The 19,619-nt window shown below is 73.4% G+C and carries 19 protein-coding genes, 1 pseudogene and 1 riboswitch; of the genes and pseudogenes, 18 read left to right on the top strand and 2 right to left on the bottom strand.

Annotated features, from left to right (window positions below; all coding sequences use genetic code 11):
* The first annotated feature begins 3 nt into the window (after window positions 1-3).
* From xpsH to N799_RS10145, 10 genes and pseudogenes are all read left to right on the top strand, one after another.
* Window positions 4-504 carry a type II secretion system protein XpsH gene (xpsH, locus tag N799_RS10190; protein WP_036211854.1) on the top strand — a complete coding sequence of 167 codons (501 nt, stop codon included), beginning with the start codon at window positions 4-6 and terminating at the stop codon, window positions 502-504.
* Window positions 501-938, top strand: coding sequence for a type II secretion system protein XpsI (gene xpsI, locus N799_RS10185; protein WP_036211851.1), 438 nt, complete (start codon window positions 501-503; stop codon window positions 936-938). Before xpsH ends, xpsI begins: the two co-directional genes overlap by 4 nt.
* Window positions 935-1,597 (top strand): prepilin-type N-terminal cleavage/methylation domain-containing protein, encoded by a 663-nt coding sequence (locus N799_RS10180; protein WP_036211848.1) that lies wholly within the window; start codon window positions 935-937, stop codon window positions 1,595-1,597. Before xpsI ends, N799_RS10180 begins: the two co-directional genes overlap by 4 nt.
* Window positions 1,594-2,457: a type II secretion system minor pseudopilin gene (locus tag N799_RS10175; protein ID WP_036211845.1), complete on the top strand. Its 864-nt coding sequence runs from the start codon at window positions 1,594-1,596 to the stop codon at window positions 2,455-2,457. Before N799_RS10180 ends, N799_RS10175 begins: the two co-directional genes overlap by 4 nt.
* Window positions 2,454-3,620, top strand: coding sequence for a PilN domain-containing protein (locus N799_RS10170; RefSeq protein WP_052101449.1), 1,167 nt, complete (start codon window positions 2,454-2,456; stop codon window positions 3,618-3,620). The genes N799_RS10175 and N799_RS10170 overlap by 4 nt, the downstream gene beginning before the upstream one ends.
* The gene (gene gspM, locus N799_RS10165) at window positions 3,607-4,239 is read left to right on the top strand and encodes a type II secretion system protein GspM (RefSeq protein ID WP_036211842.1); all 633 of its coding nucleotides are present in this window, start codon (window positions 3,607-3,609) and stop codon (window positions 4,237-4,239) included. The genes N799_RS10170 and gspM overlap by 14 nt, the downstream gene beginning before the upstream one ends.
* Window positions 4,229-5,050, top strand: a complete 822-nt coding sequence (locus tag N799_RS10160) for a hypothetical protein (protein ID WP_052101448.1) — start codon at window positions 4,229-4,231, stop codon at window positions 5,048-5,050. Before gspM ends, N799_RS10160 begins: the two co-directional genes overlap by 11 nt.
* Window positions 5,051-5,059: 9 nt before the next feature.
* On the top strand, window positions 5,060-7,333 hold the full coding sequence (gene gspD, locus N799_RS10155) for a type II secretion system secretin GspD (protein WP_081974952.1): 2,274 nt from the start codon (window positions 5,060-5,062) through the stop codon (window positions 7,331-7,333).
* A gap of 34 nt (window positions 7,334-7,367) precedes the next feature.
* Window positions 7,368-8,201: pseudogene (locus tag N799_RS10150) on the top strand (glycosyltransferase family 2 protein); the annotation flags it as partial.
* A 101-nt stretch (window positions 8,202-8,302) separates the two neighbouring features.
* On the top strand, window positions 8,303-9,208 hold the full coding sequence (locus tag N799_RS10145) for a glycosyltransferase (RefSeq protein ID WP_052101447.1): 906 nt from the start codon (window positions 8,303-8,305) through the stop codon (window positions 9,206-9,208).
* Between the two features lie 197 nt (window positions 9,209-9,405).
* Here the strand turns inward: N799_RS10145 and pyrF are convergent, their stop codons facing one another.
* Complete coding sequence (pyrF, locus tag N799_RS10140; protein WP_036211838.1) at window positions 9,406-10,233, bottom strand: orotidine-5'-phosphate decarboxylase; 828 nt, start codon at window positions 10,231-10,233, stop codon at window positions 9,406-9,408.
* Window positions 10,234-10,406: 173 nt separating this feature from the next.
* Complete coding sequence (gene ettA, locus N799_RS10135; RefSeq protein WP_036211835.1) at window positions 10,407-12,068, bottom strand: energy-dependent translational throttle protein EttA; 1,662 nt, start codon at window positions 12,066-12,068, stop codon at window positions 10,407-10,409.
* A gap of 331 nt (window positions 12,069-12,399) precedes the next feature.
* On the opposite strand from ettA, the gene glyA reads away from it, so the two are divergent.
* From glyA to thiL, 8 genes are all read left to right on the top strand, one after another.
* A complete protein-coding gene (gene glyA / locus N799_RS10130) occupies window positions 12,400-13,653 on the top strand; it encodes a serine hydroxymethyltransferase (RefSeq protein ID WP_036211831.1) in 1,254 nt (417 codons plus the stop codon).
* 12 nt (window positions 13,654-13,665) lie between these two features.
* The gene (nrdR, locus tag N799_RS10125; protein ID WP_036211828.1) at window positions 13,666-14,190 is read left to right on the top strand and encodes a transcriptional regulator NrdR; all 525 of its coding nucleotides are present in this window, start codon (window positions 13,666-13,668) and stop codon (window positions 14,188-14,190) included.
* Window positions 14,191-14,227: 37 nt separating this feature from the next.
* A complete protein-coding gene (ribD, locus tag N799_RS10120; RefSeq protein ID WP_036211825.1) occupies window positions 14,228-15,319 on the top strand; it encodes a bifunctional diaminohydroxyphosphoribosylaminopyrimidine deaminase/5-amino-6-(5-phosphoribosylamino)uracil reductase RibD in 1,092 nt (363 codons plus the stop codon).
* Between the two features lie 93 nt (window positions 15,320-15,412).
* A riboswitch (FMN riboswitch) is annotated at window positions 15,413-15,579 on the top strand.
* Between the two features lie 138 nt (window positions 15,580-15,717).
* On the top strand, window positions 15,718-16,335 hold the full coding sequence (locus tag N799_RS10115) for a riboflavin synthase (protein WP_036211821.1): 618 nt from the start codon (window positions 15,718-15,720) through the stop codon (window positions 16,333-16,335).
* Window positions 16,332-17,426: a 3,4-dihydroxy-2-butanone-4-phosphate synthase gene (ribB, locus tag N799_RS10110; protein ID WP_036211818.1), complete on the top strand. Its 1,095-nt coding sequence runs from the start codon at window positions 16,332-16,334 to the stop codon at window positions 17,424-17,426. Before N799_RS10115 ends, ribB begins: the two co-directional genes overlap by 4 nt.
* A 61-nt stretch (window positions 17,427-17,487) precedes the next feature.
* Window positions 17,488-17,955 carry a 6,7-dimethyl-8-ribityllumazine synthase gene (gene ribH / locus N799_RS10105; protein ID WP_036211815.1) on the top strand — a complete coding sequence of 156 codons (468 nt, stop codon included), beginning with the start codon at window positions 17,488-17,490 and terminating at the stop codon, window positions 17,953-17,955.
* Window positions 17,952-18,413 (top strand): transcription antitermination factor NusB, encoded by a 462-nt coding sequence (gene nusB, locus N799_RS10100; protein ID WP_036211812.1) that lies wholly within the window; start codon window positions 17,952-17,954, stop codon window positions 18,411-18,413. The genes ribH and nusB overlap by 4 nt, the downstream gene beginning before the upstream one ends.
* Before the next feature lie 65 nt (window positions 18,414-18,478).
* Window positions 18,479-19,513: a thiamine-phosphate kinase gene (thiL, locus tag N799_RS10095; RefSeq protein ID WP_036211809.1), complete on the top strand. Its 1,035-nt coding sequence runs from the start codon at window positions 18,479-18,481 to the stop codon at window positions 19,511-19,513.
* The last annotated feature ends 106 nt before the right edge of the window (window positions 19,514-19,619 follow it).

The following is a 19,619-nucleotide window of genomic DNA, read 5'->3' as shown; positions in this document are numbered from 1 at the left end:
CCGATGAGCGCCGCGCCCCCGCGCCGCCGGCCGCCGGGCGTGCACGCGCCGGCCCGGCGGGTGCGCGGCGTGTCGCTGCTGGAGATGCTGCTGGTGGTCGGGCTGGTCGCCGCCACCAGCGTGCTCGCGGCGGCCGCGTTCACCGGCGGCTTCGCCGGCGCGCAGCTGCGCTCGACCGCCAAGGAGATCGCCGCGCAGTTGCGCTACACCCGCACCCGGGCGATCGCGACCGGCCAGCCGCAGCGGTTCGTGATCGACCCGGCCGCGCGCACCTGGCAGGCACCGGGCGGCCGCGATGGCGAGATCCCCGATGCGCTGGACGTGCGCTTCATCGGCGCGCGCGAGGTGCAGCCGAGCCGCGGCGAGGGTGCGGTGATGTTCTTCGGCGACGGTGCCGCGACCGGCGGCCGGATCCAGCTGCGGCGCGATTCGGCGGCCTGGAACGTCGACGTCGCCTGGTTGACCGGCGAGGTCACGATCGAACGCGACGGGGAGGACGGGTGAGGCGCCGGCCGGCCCCCGCGCGCCGCCAGCGCGGCTACTCGCTGCTGGAGGTGATCGTCGCCTTCGCGCTGCTGGCGCTCGCGCTCGGGCTGCTGCTGGGTACGCTGTCGGGGGCGACCCGGCAGGTGCGCTGGTCGGGCGATGCCGGTCGCGCCGCGCTGCACGCGCAGTCGCTGCTGGACACCGTCGGCGTCGGCGAGGCGCTGGAACCGGGTCGCCGCGACGGCGAGTTCGACGACGGCCGCTACCGCTGGTCGCTGCAGGTGCGGCCGTGGGCCGAGCCGCTGCCGCCGGCCACGCCCGCGCCCGCCGCTGGTCCGCGCCTGCTGGAACTCGCGCTGACCGTGCAGTGGGGCGACGGCGGTCCGCGCGAGCGGCTGGAGTTGCGCAGCCTGCGCCTGGCCCCGGCCGGCAACACGCTGGTGATGCCGTGACGGCCCGCGCCGCCGCCGCGCGCGGTTTCACCCTGATCGAGGTGCTGCTGGCGACCGTGCTGCTCGCCGCCGGGCTGGCGATCGCGTTCTCGACCCTCGGCGCCGCCACCCGCACCGCCCACCGCGGCGAGTCGCTGGCCCAGCGCAGCGAGCGCATCCGCGCGGTCGAGGGCTTCCTGCGCAAGCGCATCGCCGCCGCGCGGCCGCTGGCGTTCGCCACCGACGAGGACAGCCTGGTGCCGCAGCGCTTCGTCGGCAGCGCCGAGCGCATGCGCTTCGTCGCCGACCTGCCCGACTACCTCGGCCGCGGTGGCCCCCACCTGCACGACCTGCAGGTCCACCGCGACGGCGACGAGGCGCGGATCGAAGTCGATTTCCGCATCGTGCTGGCCGGCGAGACGATCGCGCCGGCCGAACCGCGCCCGCCCGAGCAACTGGTCGACGGCCTCGGCGAGGTGCGTTTCCGCTACCGCGCGCTCGACCCCGAAACCGGCGCGCTGGGTGAATGGCGGGACGAGTGGGAGGCGGCCGACCGGCTGCCGCTGCTGGTCGAGGTCAGCATCAGCGACCTGGACGGCAGGGAGTGGCCGCCGCTGCGGATCGCCCTGCCGCAGGCCGGCGGGGCCGGCGCCGACGGTTTCATGGGGGGGCTGCGATGAGCGTTGCACGCACCCGTGCACGCGGCGCGGCGCTGCTGCTGGTGCTGTGGCTGGTGGTGCTGCTGACCGCGCTGGTCGGCGGCTTCGCGCTGGTGGCGCGGGTCGAGCACATGCAGGGCCGGGTGCTGGTCCGCGGGCTGGTGGCGCAGAACGCCGCGCGCGCCGGGCTGGAGTACGCGATGACGCGGCTCGTCGAGGTCCAGCCCGAGCGCCGGTGGCGCCCCGACGGCCAGCCGTACCCGTGGCGGTACGCCGGCGCCGAGGTGGAGGTGCGGATCGTCGACGAGAGCGGCAAGCTCGACCTCAACCAGGCCGACGCCGGCGTGCTGGCGGGCCTGCTGGAAGCGCTCGGCAGCGACCCCGCCGACGCCGCGCGGCTGGCCGCGGCGATCATCGACTGGCGCGATCCCGACCCGCTGACCCAGCCCGCCGGCGGCGCCGAGGACCCGGACTACGCCTCGGCCGGGCGCCCGTACGGCGCCAAGGATGCGGCGTTCGAGGGCATCGCCGAGCTCGAGCAGGTACTCGGCTTCACCCCGCAGCTGTACGCGCTGGTCGCGCCCAACGTGACGGTGCACAGTGGCCTGCCGCGGCCGCAGCCGGAGTTCGCCCCGGCGCCGGTGCTGGAGGCGATTGGGCTGGACGGCGAGGCGCTGGTGGCGCAGCGTGCGGCACCGCCGGGCACCGCGCCGTTGCCGGGCGGCGGGGCGGGCCACAGCGGTACGTATAGTATCGAGAGCCTTGCGCGGCTGGCCGATGGGCGCGAGTCGCTGCTGAGGGCGGTGGTGCGCGCGGGCGGTTCGGCCCCCGGGATGGCGTATACCGTGCTGGATTGGGAGGAGGGAGCTTCACCACGATGAGCCGGTTGGGGATCCGTCCGGGCGGCCGCCTGGGAGACATCGGTGCGCGTTTCCGGCCCGGCGCGGGCGGTGCCCTGCGCTGGTGGGCCACGTCGCTCGCCGCGTGGCTGCCGGCACGCTGGCGCCGCGTGCTCGGCTTCGACCGCGGCCGGCTGCTGATGCAGGTCGACGGCGACGGCTTGCAGCTGCGGGTGCAGCGCGGCGATGCGGTGGAAGACCTCGGCCGGGTGCCGCTGCCGGCGGCGGACGCGGAGCCCGCCGCCGCCGACCCGCTGGCGAAACTGCTGGCCCCGGCGGTCGCCGACCTGCCGCGCTGGCTGCTGCTGGCGCCCGCGCACGGCCTGCGCCGCCGCCTGCGGTTGCCCGCCGCCGCGGCAGGCCGCCTGCGCGACGTGGCGGGTTTCGAGATCGACCGGCAGACACCGTTCAGCGCCGACGCGGTGGTGTACGACGCCCGCGTCGTCGGTCGTCGCGACGGCGATGGCCAGCTCGACGCCGAACTCGTGGTGGTGCCGCGCCACGTGCTGGAACCGCAACTGGCGGCGCTGGGCCCGCTGGCCGGGCGGCTGGCCGGCGTCGACGCGGCCACCGCCGGGGGTGTCCCGGTCGCGGTCAACCTGCTGCCGCCGGCGCAGCGCCACCGCAGTCGCGACCCGTGGCTGCTGTGGAACCTTGCGCTGGCCGCGGTCGCCGCGCTGCTGGTGGTGGCGCTGGCCTGGCAACTGCTCGATAACCGCCGCGACGCCGCCGACGCGCTCGAGCAGCGCATCGCCGCCGATGCCGCCGCCGGCCGCCGCGCCGCCGCGGAGCGCCAGCAGCTGGCCGGGCTGATCGCGGGCCAGGCCTTCCTCGACCGCAGCCGCGCCGAGCGCCCGACCGCGATCGAGGTGGTCGACGAACTGACCCGGCGCCTGCCCGACGGCACCTACCTGGAAAAGCTCTCGATCGACGACCGGCGCCTGATGCTGATCGGCCTGAGTCGCGAGGCCGCGGCGCTGGTCGGGCGGCTGCAGGGCTCGCCGTTGTGGCACTCGCCGGCGCTGGCGGGCGCGCTGCAGCCCGACCCGGCCAGCGGCCGTGACCGCTTCACCCTCGTCGCCGAACTCGGCCCGCCGCCGGACGCGGCCGCCGCCGCCAAAGAGGACGCCGATGACCGCCGCTGACCGCCCCGCGAGCCGCGTCGCCGCCCGCGACCGCTGGCTCGCGCTTGGGGCGCTGCTGCTCCTGCTGGCGCTGGCCTACGCGGTGCTCGTCCACCCGTGGTGGACGGTGCCGATGCTCGAGGCCGGCGAGCGCATCGAGTCGCTGCAGCAGCGCGAGCTGCGGCTGCGCATGCAGCTGCAGCAGGCGCCGCAGGTCAGCCGACGGTTGGAGGCGGTGCGCGCGCAGATGGACGGCCGCCCCGGCTTCCTGCCCGAGTCCAACCCCGAGCTGGCCACCGCCAGCCTGATCCAGCGGCTCGAAACCGTGGTCGGCCAGGCCAGCCCCGGCAACCGCAGCTGCATGATCACCAACCGCTCGCCGCTGGCCGCCGACAGCCGCGAGCCGCATACGCGGGTGGTGGTGCAGGTGCGGCTGCGCTGCGGCACGCCGGAACTGGCGGCGGTGCTGCACTCGCTGGAGAGCGGCGCGCCGCGGCTGTTCGTCGGCAACCTCAACATCCTCGCCCAGCGCATGTACTTCAGCCCCGGCCGGGGTGAGCCGACCGGCAGCGGCGGGCTGGATGTCGCGTTCGACCTGTCGGGCTACCTCGCACCGAAGGAGGCGCCGCGTGCGGATTGAAGACGCCGGCCCGCGCACCTGGCTGCTCGCCGGCGTGGCCGGATGGGCGCTGCTGGCCTGGGTGCTGGCGGCCGCCGGCATGGGCGGGCGGGTCGTGCCGCTGCCCGATGACCCGACGCTGCTGCAGCCGCTGCCGCCGGTCCGCCCGGCCCCGCCGGCGCGGCTTGGCGCGCCGGGGCAGTACGCCGGGATCGCCGCGCGCCCGCTGTTCTCGCCCGACCGCCAGCCGGCGCCGTTCTTCCTGCAAGGCGGGGAGGAGGCCGAGTCGACCGCGTTCGACTACCAGCTGACCAGCGTGATGATCACGCCGCGGTTGAAGCTGGCGATCATCCAGCCCGCCGACGGTGGCGAGTCGGTGCGCGTGCGGCTGGGCGACGCGCCCGAATCCCACCCGTCCTGGCGCCTGAGCGGGCTGAGCGAGCGCAGCGCGGTGTTCGAAGGCCCCGAGGGGCAGCGCACGCTCGGGCTGCGGGTGTTCGACGGGGTCGGCGGCGCGCGCCCGACCGAAGTCGGCTCGCCGTCGCCGGATGCGATGTCGCCCGGCGCCGCCCGGCCGGGCGCCGGTGCACGCACCTCCGCCAGCGCCGCGCCCGCCCCGCGCAGCGATGCGCCGGCCGATGCCCAGGCCGGTGCGAATGCCGAGGCCGAGTCGGCCGAGGACGCGTCCGCCGGCGCCGCGCCCAGCCCCGACGACGCCCGCATGGAAGCGATCCGCGCGCGCATCCAGGCCCGCCGCGCCCGGCTGCACGGTGAACCCGCGCCCGTGCCGCCCCGACCCCCGCTCCGGCAACCGCCGGTCCAGAGCCCGTAGAGTGCACGCATGAAGCCGTTCCCCCGACTCCTGTCGCGACCGCCGCGGCGCGCCTCCCCCCGGGCGCCCCGCCGCTGGTCCCTCCTGCCGGTGCTGGCCGGCCTGGTCGCCGTGCTGCTGGCCGCCTGCGCCAGCACCCCGGTGCCGAGCGTGCGCCGCGACGGTGCCGCCAGTACCGCGGGCAGCGCCGGCGTGCGGATGCACACCGCCGGCACCGATGCGCTCGCGGCCGAGGCCGGCGCCACCGTGGTCGGCGGCGGCACGGTCACCGAGCCGCTGGCCGCCGCCACCGGCCCGCAGCCGCAGATCCGCCGCGGCACCGGCCAGGTCATCAACCAGGCCGCCGCCAGCGCGCTGCCGCCGAACCTCGGCGGCACCTCCGGCGCGGCCACCTTCAACTTCGAGGGCGAGTCGCTGCACGCCGTGGTCAAGGCGATCCTCGGCGACATGCTCGGCCAGAACTACGTGATCGCGCCCGGCGTGCAGGGCACGGTGACGCTGGCCACGCCCAACCCGGTCAGCCCGGCCGAGGCGATCAGCCTGCTCGACCAGGTGCTGGGCTGGAACAACGCCCGCATGGTCTACAGCGGCGGCCGCTACAACATTGTCCCGGCCGACCAGGCGCTGGCCGGCAACGTCGCCCCGCGCACCGGCGGCGCCGCCAACGCGCGCGGCTTCGAGGTCCGCACGGTGCCGCTGCGCTACGTCTCGGCCGAGGAGATGAAGAAGATCCTCGAACCCTACGCGCGTCCCAACGCGATCGTCGGCACCGACGCCGCGCGCAATGTCATCAGCATCGGCGGCACCCGCGCGGAGCTGCAGAACTACCTGCGCACGATCGAGATCTTCGACGTCGACTGGCTGTCGGGCATGTCGGTCGGCGTGTTCCCGCTGCAGTCGGGCAACCCCGAGCGGGTCGTCGCCGACCTCGAGAAGGTGTTCGGCGAGACCAGCAAGTCGCCGGTCGCCGGCATGTTCCGCTTCATGCCGCTGGAAGGCGCCAACGCGGTGATGGTGATCACCCCGCAGGCCGACTACCTCGACGACATCCAGCAGTGGCTGGAGCGGATCGACGGCGGCAGCGGCACCCGGCTGTACTCGTACCCGCTCAAGTACATCCGCGCGCGAGACCTGGCCGACCGGCTGGCCGAGGTGTTCGGCGCCTCGTCGTCGGGCGGTGGCGGCGGTGGCGACAGCCGCCCGCCGAGCCTGATGCCGGGGCTGGAGTCGGTCGAGATCGATTCCGGCCGCGACGGCACCAGCAGCGTGACGATCGGCGGCAAGGGCGGTGGCGATACGGCCGGTGGCGGCGGCATGTCGCTGGGCGCGTCGCAGGACGGCAACGCCAGCGTCAGCCTCGAGGTCGAGGGCAGCGAGGTGGGCGTGTCGGCGGTGGAGGAGACCAACTCGCTGCTGGTGCGTGCCAGCCCGCAGGCGTGGCAGTCGATCGTCGACGTGATCGGCCAGCTCGACGTGATGCCGATGCAGGTCCACATCGAGGCGCAGGTGGTCGAGGTGCAGCTCAGCGGCGCGCTGGAATACGGCGTCAACTGGTTCTTCGAGCGCGCGGTGACCGACAACGGCTTCCCCGACGCGGTTGGCCGCGACACCTGGAGCGCGCTGGCCGGCAGCGTCGGCCGTGGCGTCAACAACCCCGGCGGCGTGGTCTGGGAGTTCCTCGGCCGAAACGCCGCGGCGGTGATCAGCGCGCTCGACGCGGTGACCGACGTCAACATGCTGCAGAGCCCGTCAGTGCTGGTGCGCAACAACGCCGAGGCGACCTTCAACGTCGGCAGCCGGATCCCGGTGTCGTCGGTGACGGTCAACCCCGGCGTCGGCAACGACACCAGCTACAGCCAGGTGCAGTACCTCGACACCGGCGTGATCCTCAAGGTGCGGCCGCGGGTGTCGCGCGACGGCATGGTGTTCCTCGACATCGTGCAGGAGGTCAGCGCGCCCGGCGGCGAACCCGACCGCAACGGCAACGTCCGCATCGACACCCGCAAGCTCAAGACCGAGGCGGCGATCCAGAGCGGCGACACGGTGATGCTGGCCGGCCTGATCCGCGACAGCGTCACCCGCGGCTCGTCGGGTTTCCCGGGGCTGAGCCGGATCCCGGTGATCGGCGGCCTGTTCGGCACCCAGTCCTCGGCGACCCGGCGCGAGGAGACCATCGTGCTGCTGACCCCGACGATCGTCCGCAACCCGATGGAGACGCGCGAACTCACCGACGAGTACGGCCGCCGCTTCCGCGCGCTGGAACCGCTGTATCGCGAGCCGTAAGCTCGCGGCATGGTGAGCGGGGAAAGAGCGCGGCATGGCTGAGTTGCCGATCGTGGTGTTGCCGGTCGGCAGCGACGACGTCGCGCTGGATGCCTGCCTGGCCGCGCTGGAGGCCGGCACGCCGCCGGGCACGCGGCTGTGGCTGGCCGACGACGCCCGCGCCGGCCCGCGTGGCTGCGCGGTGATCGAACACTGGATGGCGACCACCCGGCTGCGCGCCGACTACACCCGCCGGCAGCGGCCGATCGGCGAGGTCGCCCACCTCGACGAGGTGCTGGGCGCCTGTGGCGACGCCGACGTGGCGGTGCTGGCGCCGGACGCGGTGCCGCTGCCGGGCTGGCTCGGGCGGCTCGCGGCCTGCCTGGCCGGCGACGGCTCGATCGCCACCGCGACGCCCTGGAGCAATGCCGGCGAGGCCGCTGGCTGGCCGCGGATCGGCGAGATATCCCCGATGCCGCGCGACCACGAGCGCCTGGCCCGTGCCGCCGCGCGGATGCCGGCGGTGACGCCGGAGCTGCCGGCGGCGATCGACCACTGCGTGCTGCTGCGCGGCAGCGCCCGCCGGCGCGTCGGCGGGCTCGACACCGAGAGCTACGGTTCCTGGTACGCCGGCCTGATCGACCTGTCGCTGCGGCTCGCCGGGCTGGGCTGGCGCAACGTGCTGTGCGGGTCGGCGTTCGTCGCCCGGGCAGCCGAGGGCGGTCCGTTCGAGGGCGACACCGACCGTCTCGCGGCGCGCTGGCCGGACTGGCACGCGCGCGTGGCCGGCTTCCTGATGCGCGACCCGCTGCGCGCCGCCCGCGCCGAGCTGGCCGACCTGTTCGCCACCATCGGCCCGCCGGAGGCGCAGCCGGACCTGTTCCCGGCGACGGCCGAGTCCGCGTGCGGAGTCGCGGACGCAGGGGCCGGTGACGCCGGAGACGCGGCCGCCGTCGACGCGGACCGTACCGACACCACGCCGACCGCCCCATGAGCGACGCCGTCGACCTCCCCGCCGCGGCCGACATCGCCGCGGTGGTGGTGACCCACCAGAGCGAATCGACCCTCGACGACTGCCTGCGCCGCCTGCGCGCCGCGGCCGGCGTCGGCTCGATCCGCGTGGTCGACAACCAGTCCAGCGACGACACCCTGGCGATCGCCCAGCGCCATGCCAGCGCCGACCCGCGTGTGCGCTTCATCGCCAATCCCGACAATCCGGGCTTTGGCGTGGGCTGCAACCAGGGCGCGGCGGATGCGGTGGCCGGCGCGCCTGGCGTGGCGTGGCTGGCGTTCGTCAATCCCGACGCGATGGTCGCGGCCGACACGCTCGCGCGCCTGCGCACCCTGGCGGCGCCGCGCGGCGAGGTGCTGCTCGGCGTCGACCTGGTCGGCGAGGACGGCGTCCGCGACCCCGCCGCGCGCCGGCGCGACCCGGATTTCGGCGCGATGCTGGCGAGGCTGGCCGGCCGGCGCGCGGATGGGGCGGGAGCTGGACGCGGAGCGATGGCGGTCGCCGTCGACGACGGTCTCGAACTGCAGCCGGTCGACGCGGTCTCGGGGGCGTTGATGTTCATGCCGCGCGGGCTGTTCGAGCGGCTCGACGGTTTCGACGAGGGCTACCGGCTGCACGCCGAGGACCTCGACCTGTGCCGCCGGGCGCGGCTGGCGGGCGCCAACGTCGCGGTCGCCAACCGCGTGCGCGTGCTGCACGTGCGCGGGGTGTCGAGTCGCTCGCGCCCGCTGTTCGTCGAGTGGCACAAGCACCGCGGGCTGTGGCGCTACTTCGGCCGGTTCGAGGCGCCGCACCGGGGCTGGCCGCTGCGCGCCGCGGTGTGGGCGGCGATCTGGCTGCGCTTCCCGCTCGCCGCCGCGCGCGCCTGGTGGCGCAGCCGCTGAACGACCCGCCGGTTTTCGTAGGAGCGACGTGAGTCGCGACCCGCCGACCGTTCACCGGCGCGGGATTCAACGCGGGGTCGCCCGGCCGGACTACGCGCTGATCGTCGCGACACGACTTCCAGCGGTTCGCGACTCACGTCGCTCCTACGGGCACGGGACGCACGGCCGCGTCGCCAGGCCGGCGCCGCGTCCGCGGCTCACCGGTACCGGTTGACCTGCTCCTTCAACGTCCGCGCCGCGTCGGCGGCCGCGTCGGCAAAATCGTCGCCGGGGGAGGCGTACAGGATCGCCCGCGACGAGCTGACCATCAGGCCGGTGCCGTCGGCGGTCCTGGCGTTGCGCACCACCGCCTCGACATCGCCACCCTGGGCGCCGACGCCCGGCACCAGGAACGGCATGTCGCCCACGATCGCGCGGACTTCGCGCAGCTGATCGGGCCAGGTCGCGCCGACCACCAGCGCGCAGTTGCCGTGGCCGTTCCAGTCGCGCGCGATGGTCGCCGCGACGTGCTGGTACAGCGGCCGGCCGGCGCCGTTGCCGTCGGCGACGACCAGATCCTGCAGGTCGCTCGCACCGGGGTTGGAGGTGCGGCACAGGATCACCACGCCGCGGTCGGCGCGGTCGAGGAAGGGCTGCACCGAGTCGCGGCCGAGGTACGGGTTGGCGGTGACCGCATCGGCGGCGTAGCGGTCGAAGGCCTCGGCCGCGTAATGCTGCGCGGTGCTGCCGATGTCGCCGCGCTTGGCGTCGAGGATCACCGGCACGCCCGGATGCGCGTCGTGGATATGGGCGACCAGCCGCTCCAGCGCGCTTTCGGCGCCGAGCGCGGCGAAGTGCGCGATCTGCGGCTTGAACGCGCAGGCGTGCCGCGCGGTGGCGTCGACGATGTCGCGGCAGAAGTTGAACACCGCGTCGTCGTCGCCGCGGAAGCGGGCCGGGAACTTCGACGGTTCCGGGTCGAGCCCGACGCAGACCAGCGAGTCGGCGGCGGACCAGCGGTCCCTGAGTGCCTGCATGAATGCCATCGTCGTTCCTCGCTATTGCCGACTACTGGAGGCCGGTTCGCCGCCATTGTAGGAGCGACGCAAGTCGCGACCTGTACATTGTCCCGGGCGCTCGGCGGGTCGCGACTCACGTCGCTCCTACAGAACCGCCGATCCCACGACGGAGCGCCCGCGTCGCCGCGGGCGCCACTGCATCACTTCAACGCCTTGAACCGCAACCGGTGCGGGCCGGCGTCGTCACCGAGGCGGCGCTTCTTGTCTTCCTCGTACTCGCGGTAGTTGCCCGGGAAGAACTCGACGTGGCTGTCGCCCTCGAACGCCAGGATGTGGGTCGCGATGCGGTCGAGGAACCAGCGGTCGTGGCTGATCACGAACACGTTGCCGGGGAACTCCAGCAGCGCGTCTTCCAGCGCACGCAGCGTCTCGATGTCGAGGTCGTTGGACGGTTCGTCGAGCAGCAGCACGTTGCCGCCCTGCAGCAGGGTCTTGGCCATGTGCAGGCGGCCGCGCTCACCACCCGACAGCGAGCCGACGCGCTTCTGCTGGTCCTGGCCCTTGAAGTTGAAGCGGCCGATGTAGGCGCGCGACTGGATCTCGATGCCGTTGATGTTGAGGATGTCGCGCCCGCCGGACACCTCCTCCCACACGTTTTTGTCGCCCTCCAGCGCCTCGCGGCTCTGGTCGACGTAGGCCAGCTGCACGGTCGGGCCGGTGATGATTTCACCCGAGTCCGGCTTCTCCTGCCCGGTGATCATCTTGAACAGGGTCGACTTGCCGGCGCCGTTCGGACCGATGATGCCGACGATCGCGCCCGGCGGGACGATGAAGCTGAGGTCGTCGATCAGCAGCCGGTCGCCGAACTTCTTGCTGACGTTGCGGAACTCCATCACCGAGTTGCCCAGGCGCTCGCCCGGCGGAATGAAGATCTCGTTGGTCTCGTTGCGCTTCTGGTAGTCGACCGCCTGCAGCTCCTCCAGCCGCGCCAGTCGCGCCTTGCCCTTGGAGCGGCCGCCCTTTGCGTTCTGCCGCGACCACTCCAGCTCCTTCTGGATCGCCTTCTGGCGGGCCTTTTCCTGGTTCTCTTCCTGCTTCAGGCGCTCTTCCTTCTGGACCAGCCAGTCGGTGTAGTTGCCCTTCCACGGGATGCCGCGGCCGCGGTCGAGCTCGAGGATCCACTCGGCGGCGTTGTCGAGGAAGTAGCGGTCGTGGGTGACGGCCACCACGGTGCCGGTGTAGCGGGCGAGGAACTGCTCCAGCCACTCGACCGACTCGGCGTCGAGGTGGTTGGTGGGCTCGTCCAGCAGCAGCATGTCGGGCTTCTGCAGCAGCAGGCGGCACAGCGCGACGCGGCGCTTCTCGCCACCGGAAAGCTTGCCGACGATGGCATCCCACGGCGGCAGGCGCAGCGCGTCGGCGGCGACCTCCAGCTGGTTCTCGAGGGTGTGCGCGTCGCCGGCGGCGAGGATCGCCTCCAGCCGCTCCTGCTCCTTGGCCAGCGCGTCGAAGTCGGCGCCGTCCTCGGCGTAGGCGGCGTAGACCTTCTCCAGCTCGGCCTGCGCATTGAGCACTTCGCCGACGCCTTCCTCGACCGCTTCGCGGACGGTCTTCTCGGGGTCGATCTCCGGCTCCTGCGCCAGGTAACCGACCTTGATGCCCGGCTGCGGGCGGGCCTCGCCGGAGAAGTCCTGGTCGACGCCTGCCATGATCTTCAGCACGGTCGACTTGCCGGCGCCGTTCAGGCCCAGCAGGCCGATCTTGGCGCCCGGGAAGAACGACAGCGAGATGTCCTTGATGATCTGGCGCTTGGGCGGAACGGTCTTGCTGACGCCGTTCATGGTGTAGATGTATTGCGACATGGGTGCTCCGCAGGCGTGCGCCCGGCGGCCTGCGGGGCAGGGCCGGGGGAGGGGGGATTCAGAAGCCCACCATTATCGCGGATCGCGGCGCCGGCTGCAGCGGGGGCGGCGGAGGTTCGTTCATCGGCCGGCTCGCGCGGCACGTGGGCTCTCCCTGGTAGGAGCGACGTGAGTCGCGACCCGCCGAACCGTCGAGAGGGTGTACAGGTCGCGACTCACGTCGCTCCTACCCGAAGCCGGCCCCGATCCGCGATGTCCCGGCCCCGTCAAAATGGCCCCGTCCCTCGCCGCCGGCTAAACTCGTCGCTCTCCCCACCGACCCGGAGCGGCAATGTTCCCGCGCGACGCACGCATCGAAGGCTTTGACCCCGAACTCGCCCAGGCCATCTCCGACGAGCGCCGGCGCCAGGAAGACCACGTCGAGCTGATCGCCAGCGAGAACTACGCCAGCCCGCGCGTGATGGAGGCGCAGGGCAGCGTGCTGACCAACAAGTACGCTGAAGGCTATCCGGGCAAGCGCTACTACGGCGGCTGCGAGCACGTCGACGTCGCCGAGCAGCTGGCGATCGACCGGCTCAAGCAGCTGTTCGGGGCCGACTACGCCAACGTCCAGCCGCACTCGGGCAGCCAGGCCAACCAGGCCGTCTACCTGTCGCTGCTGAGCCCCGGCGACACCATCCTCGGCATGAGCCTGGCCCACGGCGGCCACCTGACCCACGGCGCCAAGGTCAACATTTCCGGCAAGCTGTTCAACGCGGTCCAGTACGGCGTCAACGACGACGGCCTGATCGACTACGACGAAGTCCAGCGCCTGGCCACCGAGCACAGGCCGAAGATGCTGGTCGGCGGCTTCAGCGCCTACTCGCAGAAGATCGACTGGGCGCGGCTGCGCGCGATCGCCGACTCGGTTGACGCGATCTTCTTCGTCGACATGGCCCACGTCGCCGGCCTCGTCGCCGCCGGCGTGTACCCGAACCCGCTGCCGCACGCGCACGTGGTCACCTCGACCACCCACAAGACCCTGCGCGGCCCGCGCGGCGGCATCATCGTGGCGAAGGACCCGTCCGAGGAGCTGGTCAAGAAGCTGCAGTCGATCGTGTTCCCCGGCATCCAGGGCGGCCCGCTGATGCACGTCATCGCGGCCAAGGCGGTGGCCTTCAAGGAGGCGCTGGAGCCGGAGTTCAAGGCCTACCAGCAGCAGGTGGTGAAGAACGCGCAGGCGATGGCGAAGGTGATCGTCGAGCGTGGCTACAAGATCGTCTCCGGCGGCACCGAGAACCACCTGATGCTGGTCGACATGATCGGCAAGGGCATCACCGGCAAGGACGCGGAGGCCGCGCTCGGCCGCGCCCACATCACCGTCAACAAGAACGCGGTGCCGAACGACCCGCAGAAGCCGTTCGTGACCTCCGGCCTGCGCATCGGCACCCCGGCGGTGACCACCCGCGGCTACCAGGAAGCCGATTGCGTCGAGCTGGCCAACTGGCTGTGCGACGTGCTGGACGCGCCGAAGGACGAGGCGGTGATCGGGCGCGTGCGCGAGGCGGTGTCCGCGCAGTGCCGCAGGTTCCCGGTCTACGGCTGAGCCGGCCGACCTTTGCACTGTCCCTTCTGCCAGCACGCCGACACCCGCGTGATCGACTCGCGGGTGTCGGATGACGGCGCCACCATCCGCCGCCGCCGCGTCTGCGAGGCCTGTGGCGAGCGCTTCAGCACGCTCGAGACGATCGAGCTGAAGCTGCCGGTGATCATCAAGTCCGACGGCCGCCGCGAGGCCTTCGACGCGCGCAAGCTGCGCTCGGGCTTCGACCGCGCGCTGCAGAAGCGGCCGGTGTCGGAGGAGCAGATCGAGGCGGCGGTGCGCGCGGTGGTGCACCAGTTGCGCATGACCGCCGAGCGCGAACTGCCGTCGATGCGGGTCGGCGAGTTCGTGATGGCCGAACTGCGCAAGCTCGACCATGTCGGCTACGTGCGGTTCGCCTCGGTGTACCGCGCGTTCGAGGACGTGGCCGACTTCCGCGAGGAGCTCGACCGCCTCGAGAACGACAGTTCCGGCGAAGGCCAGCTGCCGCTGCTCGGCGGCGAGGCGGCCGCGCCATCCAACAAGCCACGCCGGCGCTGAGCGAACCCCGCACAGGCGCCGGACAGGGGAGTGCCCGATGTCCGATTTCACCGCCACCGACCACCTGATGATGGCCCGCGCGCTGCGCCTGGCCGAGCGCGGGGCGTTCACCGCCCGGCCCAACCCGATGGTCGGCTGTGTCATCGCCCACGGCGACGAGGTGGTCGGCGAGGGCTTCCACCGGCGCGCCGGCGAGGCCCATGCCGAGGTGGTCGCGCTGGAGGCCGCCGGTGAGCGGGCCAAGGGCGCGACCGTCTACGTGACGCTGGAGCCGTGCGCGCACACCGGCCGCACCGGCCCTTGCGCCGACGCGCTGGCCGCGGCCGGGGTGGTGCGGGTGGTCGCGGCGATGCGCGACCCGTTCCCCGAGGTCGACGGCGCCGGCTTCGACCGCCTGTCCGCGGCCGGCATCGAGGTCGCCCACGGCCTGATGGAGGCACAGGCGCGACACCTCAACCGCGGCTACCTGTCGCGGATCGTGCGCGGCCGGCCGTGGGTGCGGGTCAAGCTGGCCACCAGCATTGACGGCCGCAGCGCGCTGGCCAGTGGCGAATCCAAATGGATCTCGTGCGAGGCCTCGCGCCAGGACGTGCAGCAGTGGCGCGCGCGTGCCGGCGCGATCGTCACCGGCGCCGGCACGGTGCTGGCCGACGACCCGTCGCTGACCGTGCGGCTGGGCGACGACACCCCGTTCGAGCCACCGCTGCGGGTGGTGCTCGATCCGGGCCTGGCGACGATCCACCGCGGCCGGGTGCGCGAGGGCGACGCGCCGACCCTGTACGTCCACGCGCCGCAGACCAAGCTCACCCGCGGCATCTCGGCGCAGCTGGCGGTGGTCGAGGTCGACCACGGCCGGTTCGACCTCAACGCGGTGCTCAAGCTGCTGGCCGGGCGCGGCATCAACGAGGTCCACGTCGAGGCCGGCGCGACCCTGGCGGCGGCGTTCATGGACGCCGGGCTGGTCGACGAACTGCTGCTGTACGTGGCGCCGGTGTTGCTGGGCTCGAAGGCGCGGCCGCTGTTCGACGGCCTCAACATCGAACACATGGCCGACCGGATGCAGATGGAGATCGTCGACTCGCGGGTGATCGGCGGCGATATCCGGGTGCTGCTGCAGCCCCGGGGCTGACCATCCACGAACGCAGCGTTCCGCCCGCGGGCCGGCCACCACCGGCCGCGGTGCTAGAATTCGCCGGCCGCCACCGCGGCGCACCAACACCAGTAACGTCTTCAGGGCGGGGCGGAACTCCCCACCGGCGGTAGGTCGCCCGGCTCCAGCAGCCGCGCCGACGAGCCCGCGAGCGCCTCCGGCAACGTACCGCCGCAGGGTTAGCAGATCCGGTCCGATGCCGGAGCCGACGGTCACAGTCCGGATGAAAGAAGACGGCGTCCGCCCGGCCACGTGCCGCGCGTGCGCCATGCCTTGTGGCGTTTTTCGCTGATCGACGCGGGAAACATCGCCATGCTCCGAACCGACACCGCCGCCGCCACCTGTCCGCCGCTTCGTCCGGCGCGGGGGGCGCGCTGATGTTCACCGGCATCATCGAGGGCGTCGGCCGGCTGGCCGTGCGCGAGGCCCGTGGCGGCGACGCCCGGCTGCGGATCGAGGTCGGCAGCCTGCCATTCGACGACGTCCGCATGGGCGAGAGCATCGCGGTCAACGGCACCTGCCTGACCGTGGTTGCGTTCGATGCAGGCTCCTTCGAGGCCGACGCCTCCACCGAGACCCTGTCGCTGACCACGCTCGGCCGCCTGCCGCTGGGCGCCGCGGTCAACCTCGAGCGCGCGATGCGGCCCGACGACCGCCTCGGCGGCCACCTCGTCAGCGGCCATGTCGACGGCGTCGGCGCGGTCGCTGCGATCACCGAGGACGCCCGCGCCCAGCGCTGGCGCTTCACCGCGCCGGCCGCGGTGCTGCGCTACGTCGCAAAGAAGGGCTCGATCTGCGTCGACGGCGTCAGCCTGACCGTCAACGCGGTCGACGATGCCGGCTTCGACGTCGCGCTGGTCCCGCACACGGTCGCCCACACCGCCTTCGCCGGCACCCGTCCGGGCGACGCCGTCAACCTCGAGGTCGACCTGGTCGCCCGCTACGTCGAGCGCCTGCTGTCGCCGCCCGCATCCGAACCCGGAGTCCAGCCATGAGCTTCGCCCCCGTCCCCGAACTGCTCGAGGAGATCCGCGCCGGCCGCATGGTGGTGATCGTCGACGACGAGGACCGCGAGAACGAGGGCGACCTGATCATGGCCGCCGAGCTGGTCAAGCCGACCGACATCAACTTCATGGTCACCCACGCGCGCGGGCTGGTGTGCCTGTCGCTGACCCGCGAGCGCTGCGCCCAGCTCGGGCTGCCGCCGATGGTCCGCGACAACACCTCGCAGCACCACACCAACTTCACCGTCAGCATCGAGGCGGCCGAGGGCGTGACCACCGGTATCAGCGCCTACGACCGCGCCCACACCATCCGCACCGCGGTACGCCCGGACGCGGCGCCGGCCGACCTCAGCCAACCCGGCCACATCTTCCCGCTGCAGGCCCAGCCGGGCGGCGTGCTCAACCGCGCCGGCCACACCGAGGCGGCGGCCGACCTGGCGCTGATGGCGGGACTGGAGCCGGCCGGCGTGCTGGTCGAGATCCTCAACGCCGACGGCACCATGGCGCGGCGGCCGGAACTGGAGAAGTTCGCGGCCGAGCACGGCCTGAAGATCGGCTCGATCGAGGAGCTGATCCGCTACCGGCTGGAGACCGAGCACACGGTCGAGCGCGTCGATGCGCGCGACATCGAGACCGACCACGGCCCGTTCCAGCTGGTGACCTACCGCGACCGGCTCAGCCACGGCCTGCATTTCGCCCTGCAGCGCGGCGAGCCCGACCCGGCGCGCCCGACCCTGGTACGCGTGCACATGCTCAATCCGCTGAGCGACGCCCTGCGCTGGCGCCGCGCCGACTTCGGCCCGGCGGTCGGCGAGGTGCTGGCCACCATCGCCGCCGAAGGCCATGGCGCGCTGGTGCTGCTGGGCGAGTCCGCCGGCCCCGACGCGCTGCTGGCCCGCATCCGCGAGCAGCCCGAGGGCGACAGACCCGGACGCGGCCAGGCGCTGAGCGAGTGGCGCCGCAACGGTGCCGGCGGCCAGATCCTCGCCGACCTCGGCCTCGGCAAGCTGCGCGTGCTGGGTACCCCGCGCAAGCAGATCGGCCTGGCCGGGTTCGGACTGGAAGTGGTCGAGTACGTCTGACCCGCCCGGCCGCGGCCGCCAACCCCGCTAAACTACCCCTCCAATCGCCACCGACCCGCCCATGCCCCATATCGAAGGCGACCTGCGCAGCCCTGCCGGCGCGCGTTTCGCGATCATCGCCAGCCGCTGGAACCCGCGCATCACCGACACCCTCGTCGCCGGCGCCCGCAAGGCCTTCGCCGACCACGGCGTGGCCGAGGAGGCGGTCGACGTGGTGCGCGTGCCGGGTGCGTGGGAGCTGCCGCTGGTCGCCGCCGGCCTCGGCGCGGCCGGCCGCCACGCCGGCATCGTCGCGCTGGGCTGCGTGATCCGCGGCGACACCCGCCACTACGAGCACGTCGCCGACCGTTGCAGCGAAGGCCTGATGCGGGTGCAGGTCGATCACCGCGTGCCGGTCAGCAACGGCGTGCTCGCGGTCGAGCGGTTCGAGGACGCCGAGGCGCGTGCCGGCGGCACCCACGGCAACAAGGGCGAGGAAGCCGCGCTGGCGGTGATCGAGATGGCCCACCTCCTGGAGCAACTGGCATGAACCGTCGCCGCCCCGATGGCATCGATCCCGTCGCGCGTTCGCGCGCCCGTCGCCGCGCGCTGCAGGCGGTGTACGCCTGGCAGCTGTCGGGTGCGAAGGCACGCGAGGTGGTCGCCCAGTTCGCCCACGAGCAGGCGCGCGAGGTGGCCGACCTGGCCTACTTCGAGGACCTGGTGCACGGCGTGGCCGACCACCGCGACGAGCTCGACGCCGCGCTGGCGCCGTTCCTCGACCGCGAGATCGAACAGGTCGACGCGATCGAGCGCGCGGTGCTGCGGATTGCCGCCTACGAGCTGCGCCACCGTCCCGACGTGCCGTACCGGGTGGTGATCAACGAGGCGATCGAGACCGCCAAGCGGTTTGGCGCCGAGCATGGCCATACCTACGTCAACGGCGTGCTCGACCACGCCGCGGCGGAGTGGCGCGCGGTCGAGGCGAACGCCGCGCGCAAGCGCTGACGCGAGCGCCGGTTGCCGCATCGGGCGACCGGTTGCGTGGCATGACGTGCACGCGGGGAGGAGCGATGGAGTTCGACCTGATCGACCGGATCCGTGCCCGGGTGGCGTCGCGCGACGACGTCGTGCTCGGCATCGGCGACGACGCCGCGATCCTCGAGGTCGCGCCCGGCCGGCAGCTGGTGGTCGCCGCCGACACCCTCAACGCCGGCGTGCACTTCCCGCACGGCACCGCCGCGGCCGACATCGGCTGGAAGGCGCTCGCGGTCAACCTCTCGGACCTTGCCGCGATGGGGGCCGAACCGGCCTGGTGCACGCTGTCGCTGTCACTGCCGGAGGCCGACGCGGAGTGGCTCGACGGCTTCCTTGACGGCTTCCTCGAACTGGCGGGCGCGCATCGCGTGGCGCTGGTCGGCGGCGACACCACCCGCGGTCCGCTGTCGATCGGCGTGACCGTGCACGGGCTGGTGGAGCCGGGCGGGGCGCTGCGCCGCGACGGCGCGCGGGCCGGCGACGACATCTGGGTCAGCGGCACGCTCGGCGACGCCGCCGGCGCGCTGGCGCTGCTGCAGCGGCCGGAACCCGTGGTCGCGGCCGCCTGCGAGGCCGGTCCGGTGCTGGCGGCGGGGCCGGCGGATGCGACGGACGAGGCGTTGCCGCGGCTGCGGCCTCGGCTGGACCGGCCGACGCCGCGGGTTCAGCTCGGGCGTGGCCTGGCCGGGCTCGCGCATGCCGCGGTCGACGTTTCCGACGGCCTGCTCGCCGACCTCGCCCACGTCTGCCGCGCCAGCGGGGTCGGCGCCGGGATCGACATCGATGCGCTGCCGTGTTCGGCCGCCCTGCGCGATGCGTTCGACGAGGGCGAGCGCCGGTCGTTGCAGGCCGGCGGTGGCGACGACTACGAGCTGTGCTTCACCGCGCCGGCCGACCGGCGGGAACGGATCGAGGCCCTCGGCGCCGCCACCGGCGTGGCGTTGGCCCGCGTCGGCCGGGTCGTCGACGGTGCCGGTGTCGTCGCGCGGGATCGCAGTGGTGCGCCGTGGACGCCAGGGCGCGCCGGCTACGCACATTTCGCGGAGCCGTTCGCTCCGGCACCGGGCTGAGATCGCCCGGCGGGATCATCGGCCCGTTGGCCCGTGGTCCGTGGTCCGTTGGCCGACCGGCTGGTCGACCCGGGCCGCCTGTAGGAGCAACTGTCTTCTTCAGATC

The sequence above is a fragment of the Lysobacter arseniciresistens ZS79 genome, from assembly GCF_000768335.1.
Taxonomy (GTDB): domain Bacteria; phylum Pseudomonadota; class Gammaproteobacteria; order Xanthomonadales; family Xanthomonadaceae; genus Novilysobacter; species Novilysobacter arseniciresistens.
Note: the sequence above shows the minus strand (reverse complement) of the source record. Positions and strands in the feature narration are given on the sequence as shown.

Excerpts from the sequence above, each read along its gene's own strand:
- gspM (WP_036211842.1), top strand. The coding sequence starts at position 3,607 with ATGACCGCCGCTGACCGCCCCGCGAGCCGCGTCGCCGCCCGCGACCGC.
- ribD (WP_036211825.1), top strand. The coding sequence starts at position 14,228 with ATGTCCGATTTCACCGCCACCGACCACCTGATGATGGCCCGCGCGCTG.
- xpsH (WP_036211854.1), top strand. The coding sequence starts at position 4 with ATGAGCGCCGCGCCCCCGCGCCGCCGGCCGCCGGGCGTGCACGCGCCG.
- ribB (WP_036211818.1), top strand. The coding sequence starts at position 16,332 with ATGAGCTTCGCCCCCGTCCCCGAACTGCTCGAGGAGATCCGCGCCGGC.
- ribH (WP_036211815.1), top strand. The coding sequence starts at position 17,488 with ATGCCCCATATCGAAGGCGACCTGCGCAGCCCTGCCGGCGCGCGTTTC.
- gspD (WP_081974952.1), top strand. The coding sequence starts at position 5,060 with ATGAAGCCGTTCCCCCGACTCCTGTCGCGACCGCCGCGGCGCGCCTCC.
- glyA (WP_036211831.1), top strand. The coding sequence starts at position 12,400 with ATGTTCCCGCGCGACGCACGCATCGAAGGCTTTGACCCCGAACTCGCC.
- N799_RS10115 (WP_036211821.1), top strand. The coding sequence starts at position 15,718 with ATGTTCACCGGCATCATCGAGGGCGTCGGCCGGCTGGCCGTGCGCGAG.
- N799_RS10145 (WP_052101447.1), top strand. The coding sequence starts at position 8,303 with ATGAGCGACGCCGTCGACCTCCCCGCCGCGGCCGACATCGCCGCGGTG.
- N799_RS10170 (WP_052101449.1), top strand. The coding sequence starts at position 2,454 with ATGAGCCGGTTGGGGATCCGTCCGGGCGGCCGCCTGGGAGACATCGGT.
- nusB (WP_036211812.1), top strand. The coding sequence starts at position 17,952 with ATGAACCGTCGCCGCCCCGATGGCATCGATCCCGTCGCGCGTTCGCGC.
- N799_RS10175 (WP_036211845.1), top strand. The coding sequence starts at position 1,594 with ATGAGCGTTGCACGCACCCGTGCACGCGGCGCGGCGCTGCTGCTGGTG.
- pyrF (WP_036211838.1), bottom strand. The coding sequence starts at position 10,233 with ATGGCATTCATGCAGGCACTCAGGGACCGCTGGTCCGCCGCCGACTCG.
- ettA (WP_036211835.1), bottom strand. The coding sequence starts at position 12,068 with ATGTCGCAATACATCTACACCATGAACGGCGTCAGCAAGACCGTTCCG.
- thiL (WP_036211809.1), top strand. The coding sequence starts at position 18,479 with ATGGAGTTCGACCTGATCGACCGGATCCGTGCCCGGGTGGCGTCGCGC.